Source organism: Acidovorax sp. FHTAMBA (genome assembly GCF_038958875.1).
GTDB lineage: Bacteria > Pseudomonadota > Gammaproteobacteria > Burkholderiales > Burkholderiaceae_C > Acidovorax.
In genome coordinates this window covers 3,176,887-3,192,134 of the sequence record NZ_CP152407.1, presented here as the reverse complement: position 1 = coordinate 3,192,134, position 15,248 = coordinate 3,176,887, and the positions used below count along the sequence as shown (strand labels likewise).

13 protein-coding genes and 6 tRNA genes are annotated in these 15,248 nt (G+C 62.7%); 16 read left to right on the top strand and 3 right to left on the bottom strand.

Annotation, left to right across the window (positions count from 1 at the left end):
* Nucleotides 1–19: 19 nt before the first annotated feature.
* From AAFF19_RS14985 to AAFF19_RS14930, 12 genes are all read left to right on the top strand, one after another.
* A complete protein-coding gene (locus AAFF19_RS14985) occupies nt 20–814 on the top strand; it encodes an SPOR domain-containing protein (protein WP_182118507.1) in 795 nt (264 codons plus the stop codon).
* Nucleotides 815–839: 25 nt separating this feature from the next.
* Nucleotides 840–1,328, top strand: coding sequence for a CvpA family protein (locus AAFF19_RS14980; RefSeq protein WP_182118642.1), 489 nt, complete (start codon nt 840–842; stop codon nt 1,326–1,328).
* A gap of 78 nt (nt 1,329–1,406) precedes the next feature.
* Nucleotides 1,407–2,912, top strand: a complete 1,506-nt coding sequence (gene purF, locus AAFF19_RS14975) for an amidophosphoribosyltransferase (RefSeq protein WP_008906643.1) — start codon at nt 1,407–1,409, stop codon at nt 2,910–2,912.
* A gap of 103 nt (nt 2,913–3,015) precedes the next feature.
* Entirely contained in the window at nt 3,016–4,419 is a 1,404-nt protein-coding gene (gene gltX / locus AAFF19_RS14970) for a glutamate--tRNA ligase (protein ID WP_182118508.1), read from the top strand.
* A 65-nt stretch (nt 4,420–4,484) separates the two neighbouring features.
* A tRNA-Ala gene (locus AAFF19_RS14965) sits at nt 4,485–4,560 on the top strand.
* Between the two features lie 30 nt (nt 4,561–4,590).
* Nucleotides 4,591–4,666, top strand: a tRNA-Glu gene (locus AAFF19_RS14960).
* Between the two features lie 52 nt (nt 4,667–4,718).
* Nucleotides 4,719–4,795: transfer RNA gene (locus tag AAFF19_RS14955), tRNA-Asp, on the top strand.
* A 63-nt stretch (nt 4,796–4,858) separates the two neighbouring features.
* Nucleotides 4,859–4,934 (top strand) — tRNA-Ala (locus AAFF19_RS14950).
* Between the two features lie 30 nt (nt 4,935–4,964).
* A tRNA-Glu gene (locus AAFF19_RS14945) sits at nt 4,965–5,040 on the top strand.
* 52 nt (nt 5,041–5,092) lie between these two features.
* Nucleotides 5,093–5,169, top strand: a tRNA-Asp gene (locus AAFF19_RS14940).
* Between the two features lie 104 nt (nt 5,170–5,273).
* Nucleotides 5,274–6,464, top strand: a complete 1,191-nt coding sequence (locus AAFF19_RS14935) for an MASE3 domain-containing protein (RefSeq protein ID WP_342720482.1) — start codon at nt 5,274–5,276, stop codon at nt 6,462–6,464.
* Nucleotides 6,461–8,200 carry an EAL domain-containing protein gene (locus tag AAFF19_RS14930; protein ID WP_246330720.1) on the top strand — a complete coding sequence of 580 codons (1,740 nt, stop codon included), beginning with the start codon at nt 6,461–6,463 and terminating at the stop codon, nt 8,198–8,200. Before AAFF19_RS14935 ends, AAFF19_RS14930 begins: the two co-directional genes overlap by 4 nt.
* 138 nt (nt 8,201–8,338) lie before the next feature.
* Here the strand turns inward: AAFF19_RS14930 and AAFF19_RS14925 are convergent, their stop codons facing one another.
* From AAFF19_RS14925 to AAFF19_RS14915, 3 genes are all read right to left on the bottom strand, one after another.
* Nucleotides 8,339–9,097: a 3-hydroxyacyl-CoA dehydrogenase gene (locus AAFF19_RS14925; RefSeq protein WP_182118509.1), complete on the bottom strand. Its 759-nt coding sequence runs from the start codon at nt 9,095–9,097 to the stop codon at nt 8,339–8,341.
* Nucleotides 9,098–9,216: 119 nt separating this feature from the next.
* Complete coding sequence (locus AAFF19_RS14920) at nt 9,217–10,269, bottom strand: extracellular solute-binding protein (protein WP_182118510.1); 1,053 nt, start codon at nt 10,267–10,269, stop codon at nt 9,217–9,219.
* Nucleotides 10,270–10,631: 362 nt separating this feature from the next.
* A complete protein-coding gene (locus AAFF19_RS14915) occupies nt 10,632–11,180 on the bottom strand; it encodes a phasin family protein (protein ID WP_008906638.1) in 549 nt (182 codons plus the stop codon).
* A 201-nt stretch (nt 11,181–11,381) separates the two neighbouring features.
* On the opposite strand from AAFF19_RS14915, the gene AAFF19_RS14910 reads away from it, so the two are divergent.
* The 4 genes from AAFF19_RS14910 to AAFF19_RS14895 all read left to right on the top strand — a co-directional run bounded on the left by AAFF19_RS14910 (nt 11,382) and on the right by AAFF19_RS14895 (nt 15,219).
* Nucleotides 11,382–12,326, top strand: coding sequence for a histone deacetylase (locus AAFF19_RS14910; protein ID WP_182118511.1), 945 nt, complete (start codon nt 11,382–11,384; stop codon nt 12,324–12,326).
* Entirely contained in the window at nt 12,323–12,817 is a 495-nt protein-coding gene (locus AAFF19_RS14905) for a thioesterase family protein (protein WP_008906636.1), read from the top strand. The genes AAFF19_RS14910 and AAFF19_RS14905 overlap by 4 nt, the downstream gene beginning before the upstream one ends.
* Nucleotides 12,818–12,932: 115 nt before the next feature.
* Nucleotides 12,933–14,153, top strand: coding sequence for a nicotinate phosphoribosyltransferase (gene pncB / locus AAFF19_RS14900; RefSeq protein WP_182118513.1), 1,221 nt, complete (start codon nt 12,933–12,935; stop codon nt 14,151–14,153).
* Between the two features lie 70 nt (nt 14,154–14,223).
* Nucleotides 14,224–15,219, top strand: coding sequence for a D-glycerate dehydrogenase (locus AAFF19_RS14895; protein ID WP_342720481.1), 996 nt, complete (start codon nt 14,224–14,226; stop codon nt 15,217–15,219).
* Nucleotides 15,220–15,248 lie beyond the last annotated feature (29 nt).

The following is a 15,248-nucleotide window of genomic DNA, read 5'->3' as shown; positions in this document are numbered from 1 at the left end:
CCGAACGAGTCGTTACTCCATGGCATTTTTCAAGTTTCGGTGGCCCGGTCAGGGTGAACAAGCTCAGGCCGAAAAGCCGTCCAAACGCCCGCGCGCACCGCAGGCCGAGAGCATTGAAGTGATGCGGCGACGTGCGCGCCACCGGCTGATCGGCGCGGCCGTGCTGGTGCTCATCGGGGTGGTCGGGTTTCCCATGCTGTTTGACACCCAGCCCCGGCCGATTCCCGTGGACATCCCGATCGAGATCCCCGACCGCAACAAGGTGGCCCCCCTGGTGGTGCCCGCACCGGTTGCCCAGGCCCCCGCTGCGGCCAGTCCTTCGGCTCCACCCGCGGCGGCCTCTGCGCCGCGGCCTGCCGCGCAGGGCGGTGGCAGTGCGTCCGGCAACGGGCTTGCCGATGGCGAAGAGCTGGTGCAAGGGGCGCGCCCAGCACCCGCAAGACCCGCTCCCGCAGTCCCTGCCAAACCAGAGCCGAAACCAGAGCCTCCCAAACCGCCTGTGCAGCGCCCTGACGAAGCCGCCAGGGCCCGCGCACTGCTGGAAGGCCGGTCGGCAGAGCCTGCCGGAGCGGCGGCAGCGGAAGAGGGCCGGTTCATTGTTCAGGTGGGGGCGTTTGCCGACGCCGAGAAAGCCCGGGAGGCGCGTACCAAGGTGGAACGCGCGGGCCTGAAGACGTATACGCAGGTGGTTGATACCAAGGACGGAAAGCGAACGCGGGTCCGTGTGGGGCCCTTTGCCAACCGCGCAGACGCCGACAAGGCTGCTGCCCGCATCAAGGCGCTGGATCTGTCGGCTTCGGTGCTGACGCTCTAGCCAGGTGCAAGAGCTGCCCGTGTCCATGGCTGCGCTGGACTGGATTTTTGTGGTGGTGCTCCTCGCCTCCATGCTGATGGGCGCATGGCGCGGGTTGGTGTTTGAGGTGTTGTCACTGCTGGGTTGGGTGGTGTCTTTTTTTGTGGCGCAGTGGTTCGCGCACGACGTGGCCGCAATGCTGCCCATGGGTGATGCCTCGGATTCATTGCGGTACGCCGCTGGATTCCTGGCAGTGTTCGTGGCGTCGGTGTTTGCGTGCGGGTTTATCACCTGGCTGGCCAAAAAACTGGTCGAGTCCATTGGATTGCGGCCGGTTGATCGCACGCTGGGCGCTGCGTTCGGTGTTCTGCGCGGGCTGGTGTTGCTGCTTGCCGTGGCGGTGGTGGCAGGCCTCACGCCCATGCACGAAGCCCTGTGGTGGCAGGAATCCCGGGGGGCGCCGCTGTTGGTCGATATGCTGCGGGGGCTGAAGCCGGCATTGCCGGAAGAATTTGGAAGGCATCTGCCTTCCTGATAACGATGCGACGGCGGTCAGAAGCTGCTGTCGCTGGGTTGCCGCGGGGCTGTTCCCGCAAACGGATGGAATACAACTATGTGTGGAATCGTCGGCGTCGTCAGTCCAGCGCCCGTCAATCAGCTGATCTATGACGCCTTGCTGCTGTTGCAGCACCGTGGTCAGGATGCCGCGGGCATCGTGACCCAGCAGGGCCGCAAGTTCTTCATGCACAAGGCCAAGGGCATGGTGCGCGACGTGTTCCGCACCCGCAACATGCGCGCATTGCCGGGTAACGTGGGCCTGGGCCAGGTGCGGTATCCCACAGCGGGCAATGCCTACAGCGAAGAAGAAGCGCAGCCGTTTTACGTCAATGCCCCTTTCGGCATTGTTCTGGTGCACAACGGGAACCTGACCAATGCGCGTGAGCTGCGCACCGAGCTGTTCCAGACGGATCACCGCCACACGAACACCGACAGCGACTCGGAAGTGCTGCTCAATGTTTTTGCGCACGAACTGGAGCGCTCCACGCGTGGCGTGCCGCTGCAGCCCGAGGATGTCTTTACTGCCGTACGCGCTGTGCACAAGCGCATCAAAGGCTCTTATGCAGTGATCGCGCTGATTGCGGGACACGGCCTGCTGGCTTTCCGTGATCCGCATGGCATTCGCCCGCTGGCCATGGGGCGCAGCCAGGACGGAACCGTCATGGTGGGCAGCGAATCGGTGGCGCTGGAGGGCACCTCGCACGTGTTCGAGCGCAACATCGACCCTGGCGAAGCGATTTTCGTCACGCTCGACGGCAAGCTCCATGCGCAGCAGTGCGCCGAAAAGCCTCAGCTGAACCCCTGCATTTTCGAGTTCGTTTATCTCGCTCGCCCTGACTCGGTGCTGGATGGTATTTCCGTCTACCAGGCGCGCCTGAATCTGGGGGAGGCCCTGGCAAAACGGGTTATCTCCACGGTGCCGCCCAACGAAATCGACGTGATCATTCCCATCCCTGAATCCAGCCGCCCCAGCGCCACACAGCTTGCGCACCTGCTGGGTATCCCGTACCGCGAGGGGTTCGTGAAGAACCGCTACGTGGGCCGCACCTTCATCATGCCGGGCCAGGGTGTGCGCAAGAAGTCGGTGCGCCAGAAGCTCAATGTGATCGGCAGCGAGTTCAAGGGCCGCAACGTGCTGCTGGTGGACGACTCCATCGTGCGCGGTACCACCAGCCGCGAGATCGTGCAGATGGCGCGCGACGCCGGTGCCCGCAAGGTATACCTGGCCAGCGCAGCGCCGCCGGTGCGCTATCCCAACGTGTACGGCATCGACATGCCCACCAGCAGCGAGCTGGTGGCGCATGGCCGCACGGTCGATGAAATCCGCCAGGCGATAGGCTGCGATGCGCTGATCTACCAGGACGTGGACGGCATGAAGAAGGCGGTGGGCTCGCTCAACGGCGCCATCGCGGGCTTTGATGCGTCGTGTTTTGACGGCGTCTACGTGACGGGCGACATCACCGCAGAAGGCATCGCCAGCCTTAACGAAGGTCGCGTGGGCGTGGAAGAGGGCGAGGAAGACACCTCGCGCCTGGCGCTGCCCAACGCCCAGGAAAACTAAAAAGTGAGCGCCTGGCGCTTGCTGGTCAACGGTTTCGATATCCAATCTTTCTGAAACCGATAACTGGCAAGCGCTGGCAGCTCCTGATTTTGAAGCAAACTACATGACGACGCAGAAAACACGCACCCGCTTTGCCCCTTCGCCCACGGGCTTCATTCACCTGGGCAACATCCGCTCGGCGTTGTATCCGTGGGCCTTCGCCCGCGCCACGGGCGGCGACTTCATCCTGCGGATCGAAGACACCGATCTCGAGCGCTCCACCCAGGCCGCCGTGGACGTGATCATCGAAGGCATGGCCTGGCTGGGCCTGGACCACGATGAAGGCCCTTATTACCAGATGCAGCGCATGGACCGCTACAAGGCCGTGCTGGCCGAGCTGCAGGCCGCGGGTCACGTGTACCCCTGCTACATGAGCGTGGCCGAGCTCGACGCGCTGCGCGACAAGCAGATGGCCGCCAAGGAAAAGCCCCGGTATGACGGCACCTGGCGCCCCGAGCCCGGCAAAACCCTGCCGCCCGTTCCTGCCGGAGTGCAGCCCGTGCTGCGTTTCAAGAACCCGCAAGGTGGCGTGGTGGCCTGGGATGACAAGGTCAAGGGCCGCATCGAGATCAGCAACGACGAACTCGACGACCTGGTGATTGCGCGGCCGGACGGCACTCCCACCTACAACTTCTGCGTGGTGGTGGACGATATCGACATGGCCATCACCCATGTGATCCGGGGCGATGACCATGTGAACAACACGCCGCGCCAGATCAACATCTTCCGCGCTCTGGGCAAGGAGCCGCCGGTGTATGCCCACCTGCCCACCGTGCTCAACGAGCAGGGCGAGAAGATGAGCAAGCGCAACGGCGCCAAGCCTGTCACGCAGTACCGTGACGAAGGCTACCTGCCCGACGCCATGGTGAACTACCTGGCGCGCCTGGGCTGGAGCCACGGCGACGACGAGATCTTCAGCCGCGAGCAGTTCCTGCAGTGGTTCAACCTCGACCACCTGGGCCGCAGTGCGGCGCAGTTCGACGAAGCGAAGCTGCGTTGGGTCAATGCCCAGCACTTGAAGGCCATGGCCGACGATGCACTGGCCGCGCTCGTGGCGCCTCAGTTGCACAAGCGGGGTGTATCTGCCGAAGCGCTGGTAGATGGTCGGCTTGTGCGAATTTGCGCGTTGTTCAAGGACCGCTGCGACACCACAGTGGCCCTCGCCAACTGGGCCCAGGTCTTCTACGGGGACGTCACACCGGTGGACGCCGAGCGTGCACAGCATGTTACCGAGGCCATTGCGCCCGCGCTGGATGCACTGGCCGATGCGCTGTCAACGTGCGAGTGGGACAAGGCCTCCATCAGCGTCGCCTTCAAACAGGTGCTGACGGCGCAGGGCCTGAAGATGCCCCAACTGGCGATGCCGACGCGGGTGTTGACGGTGGGCACGGCCCACACGCCATCGGTGGATGCCGTGCTGGAATTGGTCGGCCGTGAAAAAGTTGTAGCGCGTTTGCGAAACCGCTGAAAATCTGTCTATAATTCAAGGCTCAGATGATGATGACAAGCACGGTGTGTTTGGAGTCATTCAGTGGGGGTATAGCTCAGCTGGGAGAGCGCTTGCATGGCATGCAAGAGGTCATCGGTTCGATCCCGTTTACCTCCACCAAAGTTTGTTGATGGTTAGTTCCAAGGTTTTGACCCTATCGTCTAGAGGCCTAGGACATCACCCTTTCACGGTGAGTACCGGGGTTCGAATCCCCGTAGGGTCGCCAAGTTGTAGCGCTTGGCTTGTGTTGAAAAGATGCAAGCAAAAGCTGCCTGCCAGGAGTGGTAGTTCAGTTGGTTAGAATACCGGCCTGTCACGCCGGGGGTCGCGGGTTCGAGTCCCGTCCACTCCGCCAGTCAAAACCCTTGCAGGTCTTTGATATGCAAGGGTTTTTCTTTGGTGTAAGCCAGAGAAGTTTGGGGGTATAGCTCAGCTGGGAGAGCGCTTGCATGGCATGCAAGAGGTCATCGGTTCGATCCCGTTTACCTCCACCAAAGTTTGTTGATGGTTAGTTCCAAGGTTTTGACCCTATCGTCTAGAGGCCTAGGACATCACCCTTTCACGGTGAGTACCGGGGTTCGAATCCCCGTAGGGTCGCCAAGTTGTAGCGCTTGGCTTGTGTTGAAAAGATGCAAGCGAAAGCTGCCTGCCAGGAGTGGTAGTTCAGTTGGTTAGAATACCGGCCTGTCACGCCGGGGGTCGCGGGTTCGAGTCCCGTCCACTCCGCCAGTCACAAACCGCTGCAGTCGCAAGGCTGTGGCGGTTTTTTTTTTGCCGCGCTGGCGCTGCAGCAATACGTTACAAAAAATGAAGGTGTGCAAGAATCCTGCAGCTTGACCGACTGCGAAACGGGTCACCACTTCGAAGGCACAGTGCGCATGAATTTATCCCGATGGGAGATCCACCCCCAGCACCGCGCAGGATTTCGCGAAGTGCTGCCGGTGCTACTGGCATTGACGGTGTGTATGGTGCTGGCCTTGGGATATTTTTCTGTGGCGAGTTATCCCCCTGTCCGCCACTTTCTGGCACTTCACCAAGGCCTGGAAACACTCTCGATTGTTGTCTCAGCGCTCATTTTTGCCATGGGATGGAGGACGCACGGCATCAACCCGCAGCGAAGTGTGTTCATCCTCGCCTGCGGGTTCCTGGGCGTGGCGATGTTGGACTTCTCGCACATGCTGTCCTATGTCGGCATGCCGGATTACATCACCGCCAACTCTGTCGACAAGGGCATCAACTTCTGGTTGCCTGCGCGCTATCTGGCGGTGCTGAGTCTGCTGTGGGCGTTGACCCCGAAACGGTTAGGGGAGGGGGGTGCGAAACCCGCAGGCTTGGCCCCGGCTGCGGTTCTGACGCTCGTCATGGCAGTGGTCGCCGCGGTGCATGTGCTGGTGTTCTGGTACCCGGATCTCTACCCGCAAACTTACGATCAGGAGGGCCTCACAACCTTCAAGATCGCGGCCGAATACGGCGTGGTGGGCCTGTGTGTGGTGGCCATGGCTTTGCTGCTGCGTCGCGCTGGAGAGCGTTCGTCCTTTGATGTGCCGCGGTTGTTCGCCGCCGTATGGGTGATGGCGCTGAGCGAGTTTTTCTTCACGCTGTATGTGACAGCCACCGATGTTTTCAATCTGCTGGGCCATGTGTACAAGGTCGTGGGCTATTACTACCTGTACCGCGCCATTTTTGTAGGCACCGTCGAGGCTCCCTATCGTGCCCTGGAAAAGTCGGACAGATCATTGAGGGCCGTGCTGGATGCGGTACCGGATCTGATGTTCGAAGTGACCCAGGACGGCCGGTGTGTGCAGCTCCACACCCGCCAGCCGGAGTTGTTGCTGATGCCTGCGGACCAGGTCCTGGGACGCTCCATTTCACGATGTGCTGCCACACGAGGCGGCTGCGGTCGCCCAGGCGGCGATCAATGCGGCATCAGCGCAGGGCGTGGCCCGCGATTTTCAGTATTCGCTGGACATGCCCGGTGGCAAGCGCTGGTTCGAATTTTCCGTGGCACGCAAGGTTCTCGATGAAGACGCCGAGACCCACTTCGTGGTGTTGTCGCGCGATCACCCAGCGGGTCGAGACGCTCGATACCCTGCGCAAACTTCGCCATGCGGTGGAGCAGGCGCCCAATTCCATCCTCATTGCCAATGCGGACGGCAACATTGAATATGTGAACCCGGCGTTTTCGGCGACAACCGGGTATGCACCCGAGGAGGTACTGGGGCGCAACCCGCGCTTGCTCAGTGCTGGCTCCACGCCGCCATCGGTGTATCAGGAGCTCTGGGCGCACCTGGCTTGCGGACGCCCATGGCGGGGGGAATTCCTCAACCGCCGCAAGGATGGCAGGGAATACCATGAGTCGGCCATCATTTCCCCCTTGCTCGATGAGCAGGGGGACATTACCCACTATCTGGCCGTGCAGGAGGATGTCACCGAGCGCAAGCGCGACGAGGAGCGCATTCGCAGGCTGGTGAATTTCGACGCGTTGACGGGCTTGCCCAATCGCACGATGTTCGCATCGCGGTTCAGCCAGGCCCTGGGGTTGACCCAGCGCAGCGGCCAGCACCTGGCGCTGCTGTATCTTGATCTGGACCACTTCAAGAACGTCAACGACTCTCTCGGCCACCAGGTGGGGGATGAGTTGCTGATGGAGATTGCGCGCCGACTGCAGGCGGTGCTGCGGGAAGAAGACACGGTCTCGCGCCAGGGGGGCGATGAATTCATCATCGTGCTGCCGCTGACCGATGCGCAGCAGGCGGCCCACGTGGCCGAGAAGCTCCAGGTGGCGGTGCGCCGCGTGTGCAAACTGGGGCACCATGAGCTGGTGGTGACGTCCTCGATTGGTATCGCTGTATATCCCGAGGATGGCCGCGAGTTTGAAGTCCTGGCGCAGTGTGCCGATGCTGCCATGTTTCGCGCCAAGGAGACCGGGCGCGACAGCTACCGGTTTTTTTCGAGCGACATGCAGGCCCGTTCCTTGCGCGTGCTGCACATCGAAAACGCCCTGCGCAGCGCGGTGGTGCTGAACCAGCTGGCATTGCACTACCAGCCGCAGATCAGTCTGCGCGATGGCAAACTGGTGGGTGTTGAGGCTTTGCTGCGCTGGCAGCACCCCGAGCTGGGCACGATTAACCCGGCAGAGTTCATCCCGGTTGCGGAGAGCAGTGGGCAAATACTGGGTATCGGGGAGTGGGTGCTGCGCACCGCACTGACGCAGGCACGTGACTGGGCTGCGGCAGGCCACCGCGACATCACCGTTGCGGTGAACCTGTCCATGGTCCAGTTCCGGCATGCCGGGCTGGTGGAAATGGTTGAGCAGGCATTGGCCGAGAGTGGCGTGCCGCCCCGCATGCTGGAGCTGGAGTTGACGGAAAGCATCGCGATGGACGACCCGGAGAAGGTCATTGCCATCGTCGGGCGGCTGTGCGATCTGGGGGTGCGTCTGTCCATCGACGACTTCGGCACGGGTTACTCGTCGTTCAGCTACATCCAGCGCCTGCGCGTGCACAAGCTCAAGATCGACCAGTCGTTTGTCCGGGATCTGGCGGAAGCCGGGAGCGCGCAACATATTGTGCGGGCCATCATCGGCCTGGCGCAGAGCCTGGCCCTGGAGACCATTGCCGAAGGGGTGGAGACAGCCGAACAGCAGAAGGTGCTGCAAACGCTGGGTTGCGATACCGGACAGGGCTATCACTTCAGCCGGCCGGTGCCTCCCGCGCAGCTGGAAAGCTTCCTGCGCGGGCAGCATCAGGGCACAACCTAACGCTTGTAAAGCCACCATTGCCCCAAGGCACGAAATTTTGGATCATTTCGTGCTTCAGCGCTTGACCAGATTGCGCCAACAGCTATTAAATATGTAGCGGTCCGGTCAACGGTTTGACCGGGGCACTGGCGCTGACTTTTACCGTGGGGCGAGGCGGATGGCGCCGTCCAGGCGGATCACTTCGCCATTGAGCATGTCGTTCTCGAAGATGTGCTGCACCAGCTTGGCGTAGTCCTGCGGCGTGCCCAGGCGGCTGGGGAAGGGCACGCCAGCGGCCAGCGCGTCCTGCACTTCCTGCGGCATGCCAAACAGCATGGGGGTGCCGAAAATGCCCGGAGCGATCGTCATGTTGCGGATGCCGTTGCGCGCCAGGTCGCGGGCAATGGGCAGGGTCATGCCGACCACACCGCCCTTGGAGGCGGCATAGGCGGCCTGGCCGATCTGGCCGTCGTAGGCGGCCACGCTGGCGGTGGAAATCAGGACACCGCGTTCCCCAGTGGACTCGGGTTCATTCTTGCTCATGGCTTCCGCAGCCAGGCGGATCATGTTGAAGCTGCCGATCAGGTTCACCGTGATGGTTTTGCTGAACACCGCGAGGGCATGGGCGCCGTTCTTGCCCACCGTCTTCTCGGCGGGTGCAATACCGGCGCAGTTGACCAGGCCCATGAGCTTGCCCAACGACACCGCCTTGGCCACCACGGCCTGGCCATCGGCCTCGTTGCTCACATCACACTTCACAAAGGCGCCGCCAATTTCCTGGGCCACGGCTTCACCTTTTTCGGCCTGCATGTCCGCGATGACCACCTTGCCGCCAAGCGCGGCCAGCGCGCGCGCCGTGCCTTCGCCCAGACCCGATGCACCGCCGGTGACGATGAATACCCTGCCTTTGATTTCCATGTGCTGTCTCCTGTGTGTGACGTTAACGTAAACGTAAATGTCAATTATGGCGCATCAGGGCGGGCTTTCTGCGCGCGAAAAAAAGCCCGGCCAGGCCGGGCGTGTGGTGCAGGGCGGGCTTACTGGAAGCCTACGCGGTCCAGCATCTGCTGCACCTTGGTGGTGTTGGCGCCCACGGCGCTGATGGGAATGGTCTCGCTCTTGAAAGGCTGTCCACCCGTCATGGCCTTGAGCGCGGGGTTGTCGAGCGCTACGCCTTTGGCGGCAGGCCATTCGTTGTTGCCATTGGCAAAGTAGTTCTGCGCCTCTGGGCTGGCCAGATACTCAAGAAATTTGACCGCATTGGCCTGGTTCTTGGCGTGCCTGGCCACTGCGCCACCAGCGATGTTCAGGTGGGTGCCCCAGGATTCCTGGTTGGGGAAGACGACGCCCACCTTGTTCACCACCGCCACGTCTTCGGGCTTGGTGGAACGCATCAGGCGGGCCAGGTAATAGCTGTTGGTCACGGCGATATCGCACTCACCGGCAGCTACCGCCTTGATCTGGTCTGTATCGCCGCCCTTGGGAGGACGCGCCAGGTTGGCCACCATGCCCTTGAGCCAGGCCTCGGCCTTTTGTTCGCCCAGGTGCTCGGTCACGGCGCCAAACAGGCTCAGGTTGTAAGGGTGCGACCCAGAACGGATGCACAGCTTGCCTTTGTTCTTGGGATCGGCGAGCTCTTCATAGGTGTCCACATCCGCTTTCTGCATGCGGACCTTGTTGTAAACGATCACGCGCGCGCGGGTGGACAGCCCGTACCAGGCGATCCCGCCGTCCGCAGCGGGTTTGCTGCGCAGGTTGGCGGGGATGGCGTCATTCAGCACCTTGGACTGGATGGGCTGGAACAGGCCATCGACCTCACCCTTGTACAGGCGGGCTGCGTCCACCAGCAGGATTACGTCAGCGGGCGAGGCTGAGCCTTCGGCCTTCAGCCGCGCCAGGATGCCGGCGTCGTCGGCATCCACGCGGTTGATCTTGATGCCCGTGGCCTTGGTGAAGCCGGTGTACAGGGCTTCGTCGGTCGAGTAGTGGCGGGCCGAGTAGAGGTTCACCACCTGTTCCTGGGCTTGGGCGGCGCCTGCGGCGGCGACCAGGGCACAAACGCTCAGCACGGCTTTCACTGTTTTTGACATGGATGCTTCTTTCAGGGTTTCGGGTTGCAGCAATGATAAAGCAAACGCGAATTATTCTTACTAATTTCCTCGATGGAAATGGGGATGAGGGCCTTGTGATTGATGCAGCGCAACAGGGAACCACTACGCGCCTGAGAACGCACCTCGCCCATGGTGCTTGGTCGGTGTCGCTGGGACCCAGCAGGCAAAAAAAAGCCCGGTCGTGGACCGGGCTTTAAAAGGATCCCTGAAACGGGGGTTTCGAGAGGATCCAAGGAGACAACTGAAGGCGCTGTAGACAGGTCAGCAGCGCATGGGTTGAATTATCAGGGTAATCCCTGAGGGCGACCTAGAGTTTGTACTCCAGACCGCAGGGCGTTTGCTTAACGCTTGCGGGGAGCCGCGGTCTTGGCAGCGTTGGCGGCAGTATTGGCCACAGCGTTGAAGTTGGCTTCGGCCACGTCAGACGCCTGCTTTACAGCCTTTTGCACCGATTCAAACGCGTTGTTGGCGGCAGAAACGGCGCTCTTCATCACGGCCACGGCGGTTTCGGAGCCGGCGGGGGCGTTCTTGGCGGCGCTGTCCACCAGGTTGGTGAAAGCCTTCTGCGCGTCGGTGGCCTGCGATTCGAAAGCCTTGCCGAATTCGGCGCCGGTACCCGAAGCGATGTCGTACAGGTGGCGGCTGTAGGCAGCAGTCTTTTCAGCCAGGGGCTGGAACAGGCCGGCTTGCAGTGCCAGCAGTTCTTGTGCGTCCTTCACGCCCAGCACGGCTTGCGTGTGGTTGGCGGCTTCCGACAGGGCAGCGCGCGAAGCTGTCACGTTCAGTTCGACCAGCTTTTCCACGCCTTCAAAGGCCTTGGTAGTCAGACCAAACAGGGTTTCGATGTTGGCTTTGTGCGAGGCCAGGATTTGTTCAGCGGTCAGCGTCATGTCATATCTCCTAAGAATGGGGGCCTTGAAGGCCAGGGTGGTTCACAAGACATCTGCGCTGGCCCTGACTCGGTAAGTCATGTTGCAGTGCAGCATGGAGCGAATTCTAGACACTTGAAAAAGGATTGCAAGCGCTTTTTGTTGCAGTGCAACATATTAGGGGCGAACACCAAGAATTGCGACGCTTGCCACAATCGTGTCATGCACGCTTACTACGCAGACCATTTTGTGCTGCCCTTGCCGGAAGGCCATCGTTTCCCGATGGCCAAGTACCGCCTGTTACGCGACCGTATTGCGCAGCACCTGCCGGGGGTGTCGCTCCAGGTGGCCGCGCCGGCAACGGACCGTGAGCTCGCGCTGGTCCATACATCACACTACATAGACGCCATTGCCAATGGCACCCTGGCTGCGCCCGCCCAGCGCGAAATCGGCTTCCCCTGGAGCGAGGCCATGGTCGAACGCGCGCGGCGCTCGGTGGGCGCTACCGTGGCCGCCAGCAAGGTGGCGTTGCTCGAAGGGGTTGCCGGCAACCTGGCGGGCGGCACCCACCATGCCTACGCCCACAAGGGCAGTGGCTTTTGCGTTTTCAACGATGTGGCGGTGGCCACGCGGCTGTTGCAGGCGCAATGGGCACAGGGCGCTGCGGGAGGGCGCGGCAGCCGGCCGCTGCAGGTGGCCGTGATTGACCTGGACGTGCACCAGGGCAACGGCACGGCGCACATCTTTCAGGGCGACTACAGCGTGTTCACGGTGTCGTTGCACGGGGCCCGCAATTTTCCGTTTCGCAAGGAGCCCAGCGACCTGGATGTGGAGCTGCCCGACGGCTGCACCGACGATGACTACCTGCAGGCCCTGGAGCTCGCGCTGCAAACGCTGGAGCAGCGGTTTGCGCCCCGGTTTGTCTTTTATCTGGCCGGGGCTGATCCGCACGAAGGCGACCGCCTGGGGCGCCTTGCAGTGACACACGACGGGCTGGAGGCGCGCGACCGGCGGGTGTTTGACTGGGCGTGGCAGCGGCGCATTCCGGTTGCCTTTGCGATGGCCGGGGGCTATGGGCGCAATCTGGAGGACACCGTGAAGGCCCAGCTCACTACCTGGCGTGTGGCGTGGCAATACCACCAGCGCTGGCAGAATGTGCGGCCATGAACTCTGCCGCCAGCACCCCGTCCACCGGGCCTTCCACCCAATCCACGCCTGCCCGCCCGGCCCCGCAGCCCCGCAGCGCCTACCGCGTATTCCGCCCCATCACCACGCGCTGGGCCGACAACGATGTTTACGGGCACGTGAACAACGTTGTGTACTACAGCTGGTTTGACACGGCCGTGAACGCGCACCTCATCGACCAGGGCGTGCTCGACATCCACGCGGGCGAGACCATTGGCCTCGTCATTGAAACCCAGTGCAACTACTTTGCGCCGCTGGCTTTTCCGCAAACGGTGGAAGCGGGCATTCGCGTGGCGCGGCTGGGTGGCTCCAGCGTGCGTTACGAAGTGGGCCTGTTCGCGCAGGGCGAGCCGCTGTCGGCTGCCGCGGGGCATTTCATCCATGTGTATGTCGATCGCGAGACGCGCCGACCCGTGCCGGTGCCCGAGCCCCTGCGCGCTGTGCTGCAGGCGCTGGTGGTGCAATCAAATTGATAGCTGCTTGCGCTTGATGGGTATGCCTTGGCGGCCAGTTTTGCTTCAATAGTGGCTGCCCGGCACGGGGTGGAGCGATGGCCTACACTCTGAAGTCTTGCTGCCTGCCCCGCCCATGATCATCACCAGCCTGCTCGACACCGACCTGTACAAGTTCACCATGATGCAGGTGGTGCTGCACCAGTTTCCGGGGGCGCAGGTGGAGTACAAGTTCAAGTGCCGCAACCCCGGCGTGCAGCTGGCACCGTTTGTGGGCGAGATCCGCGACGAGATCCGCTCACTGTGCAGCCTGCATTTTCAGGATGCCGAGCTGGCCTACCTGCGGTCGCTGCGCTTCATCAAGAGCGACTTCGTGGATTTTCTCGGGCTGTTCAAGCTCAACGAGAAATACATCACCGTCACGCCCCAGCACAACGGCGAGATCGACATCACCATCCGCGGGCCCTGGCTGCACACCATCCTGTTCGAGATTCCGGTGCTGGCCATCATCAACGAGGTGTACTTCCGCAACACCCAGAAGGTGCCCGACTTCCTCGAAGGCCGCCGCCGGCTCGACGCCAAGATTGCACTGCTGCAGGGCGAGGGTCTGTCCGACCTCAAGATCGCCGACTACGGCACGCGCCGCCGCTTTTCCCGCGCCTGGCACGAAGAGGTGCTGCGCGTGCTGGTGGCGCGCCTGGGCACCGGCGACCGCCGCCCCGGTGCCCCCGCAGGCCCGGGCCAGTTTGCCGGCACCAGCAACGTGCTGTATGCGATGAAGCTGGGCGTGACGCCCCTGGGCACCATGGCGCACGAATACCTGCAGGCCTGCCAGGCGCTGGGCCCGCGCCTGCGCGACAGCCAGGTGTTCGGCTTTGAGATGTGGGCCAAGGAATACCGGGGCGACCTCGGAATTGCGCTGTCGGACGTGTACGGCATGAGCGCCTTCCTGCGCGACTTCGATCTGTATTTCTGCAAGCTGTTCGACGGCGCACGGCATGACAGCGGCGACCCTTTTGCCTGGGGCGAGCGCCTCCTGGAGCACTACCGCAAGAACCGGGTAGACCCGCTGACCAAGACGCTGATCTTCAGCGACGCGCTCACCATCCCGCGCACCATCGAGCTCTACCAGCAGTTCCGCGGCCGCTGCCAGCTGGCGTTCGGCATCGGCACCAACCTGACCAATGACCTGGGCAGCCCGCCCGTGCACGAGCCGCTGCAGGTGGTGATCAAGATGACGCGCTGCAACGACCAGCCCGTGGCCAAGCTGTCGGACACACCGGGCAAGGGCATGTGCGATGACGAAAAGTACCTGGCCTATCTGCGCCAGGTGTTTGATATCCCGGGCACCGCTTGAGCCAGAGCCGGTGGTGGCCCGCTGGCCCCGACCCGATCCGATCCATTTTTTGCAGCCGAGACAAAACGCCATGACCAAGCCCCGCATCCTGGTAGCCCGCGCCATCTTTCCCGACATCGTCGAGCGCCTGCGCGCGCACTTCGAGGTGGATGACAACCCCGAGGACACCATCCTGACCCCCGCACAGCTGGCAGCCCGGATGGCCGACAAGGATGGCGCCTTCACCACCGGCAGCGAGCGCATTGACGCCAACCTGCTGGCGGCCGCCCCGCGCCTGAAAATCGTGGCCAACATGGCGGTGGGCTACAACAACTTCGACGTGGACGCCATGACCGCCGCAGGCGTGCAGGGCACCAACACGCCCGATGTGCTCACCGAAACCACGGCCGACTTCGGCTTTGCGCTGCTCATGGCCACGGCCCGCCGCATGGCCGAGAGCGAGCATTTCCTGCGCGCCGGGAAGTGGACGAAGTGGAGCTACGACATGTTCGCGGGCAGTGACATCCACGGCAGCACGCTCGGCATCATCGGCATGGGCCGCATCGGCCAGGGCATTGCCCGGCGCGGCGCGCACGGGTTTGGCATGAAGGTCATCTATCACAACCGCTCGCGCCTGTCGGCCGCGCTGGAGGCCGAATGCAAGGCCACCTATGTCGGCAAGGAGGCGCTGCTGCGCACCGCAGACCATGTGGTGCTGGTGGTGCCCTACACACCCTCCTCGCACCACACCATCGGCGCGGCAGAGCTGGCGCTGATGAAGCCCACGGCCACGCTCGTCAACATCGCGCGCGGCGGCATTGTTCATGATGAGGCAGTGGCCGTGGCGCTGCGCGAGCGGCGCATTGCCGCAGCGGGCCTGGACGTGTTTGAAGGCGAGCCGCAGGTGCACCCCGGCCTGCTCAACGTGCCCAATGTGGTGCTCACGCCCCACATCGCCAGTGCCACCGTGCCCACGCGGCGCGCCATGGCCGACCTGGCCGCAGACAACCTGATTGCCTTCTTCGAGGGGCGCGGAGCACTCACCCCCGTGAACACGCCGGTGGCCGGAGCAGCGCGGGCGGGTTGACGGCAAAGTTTTAATCAAATTGGCCTCTG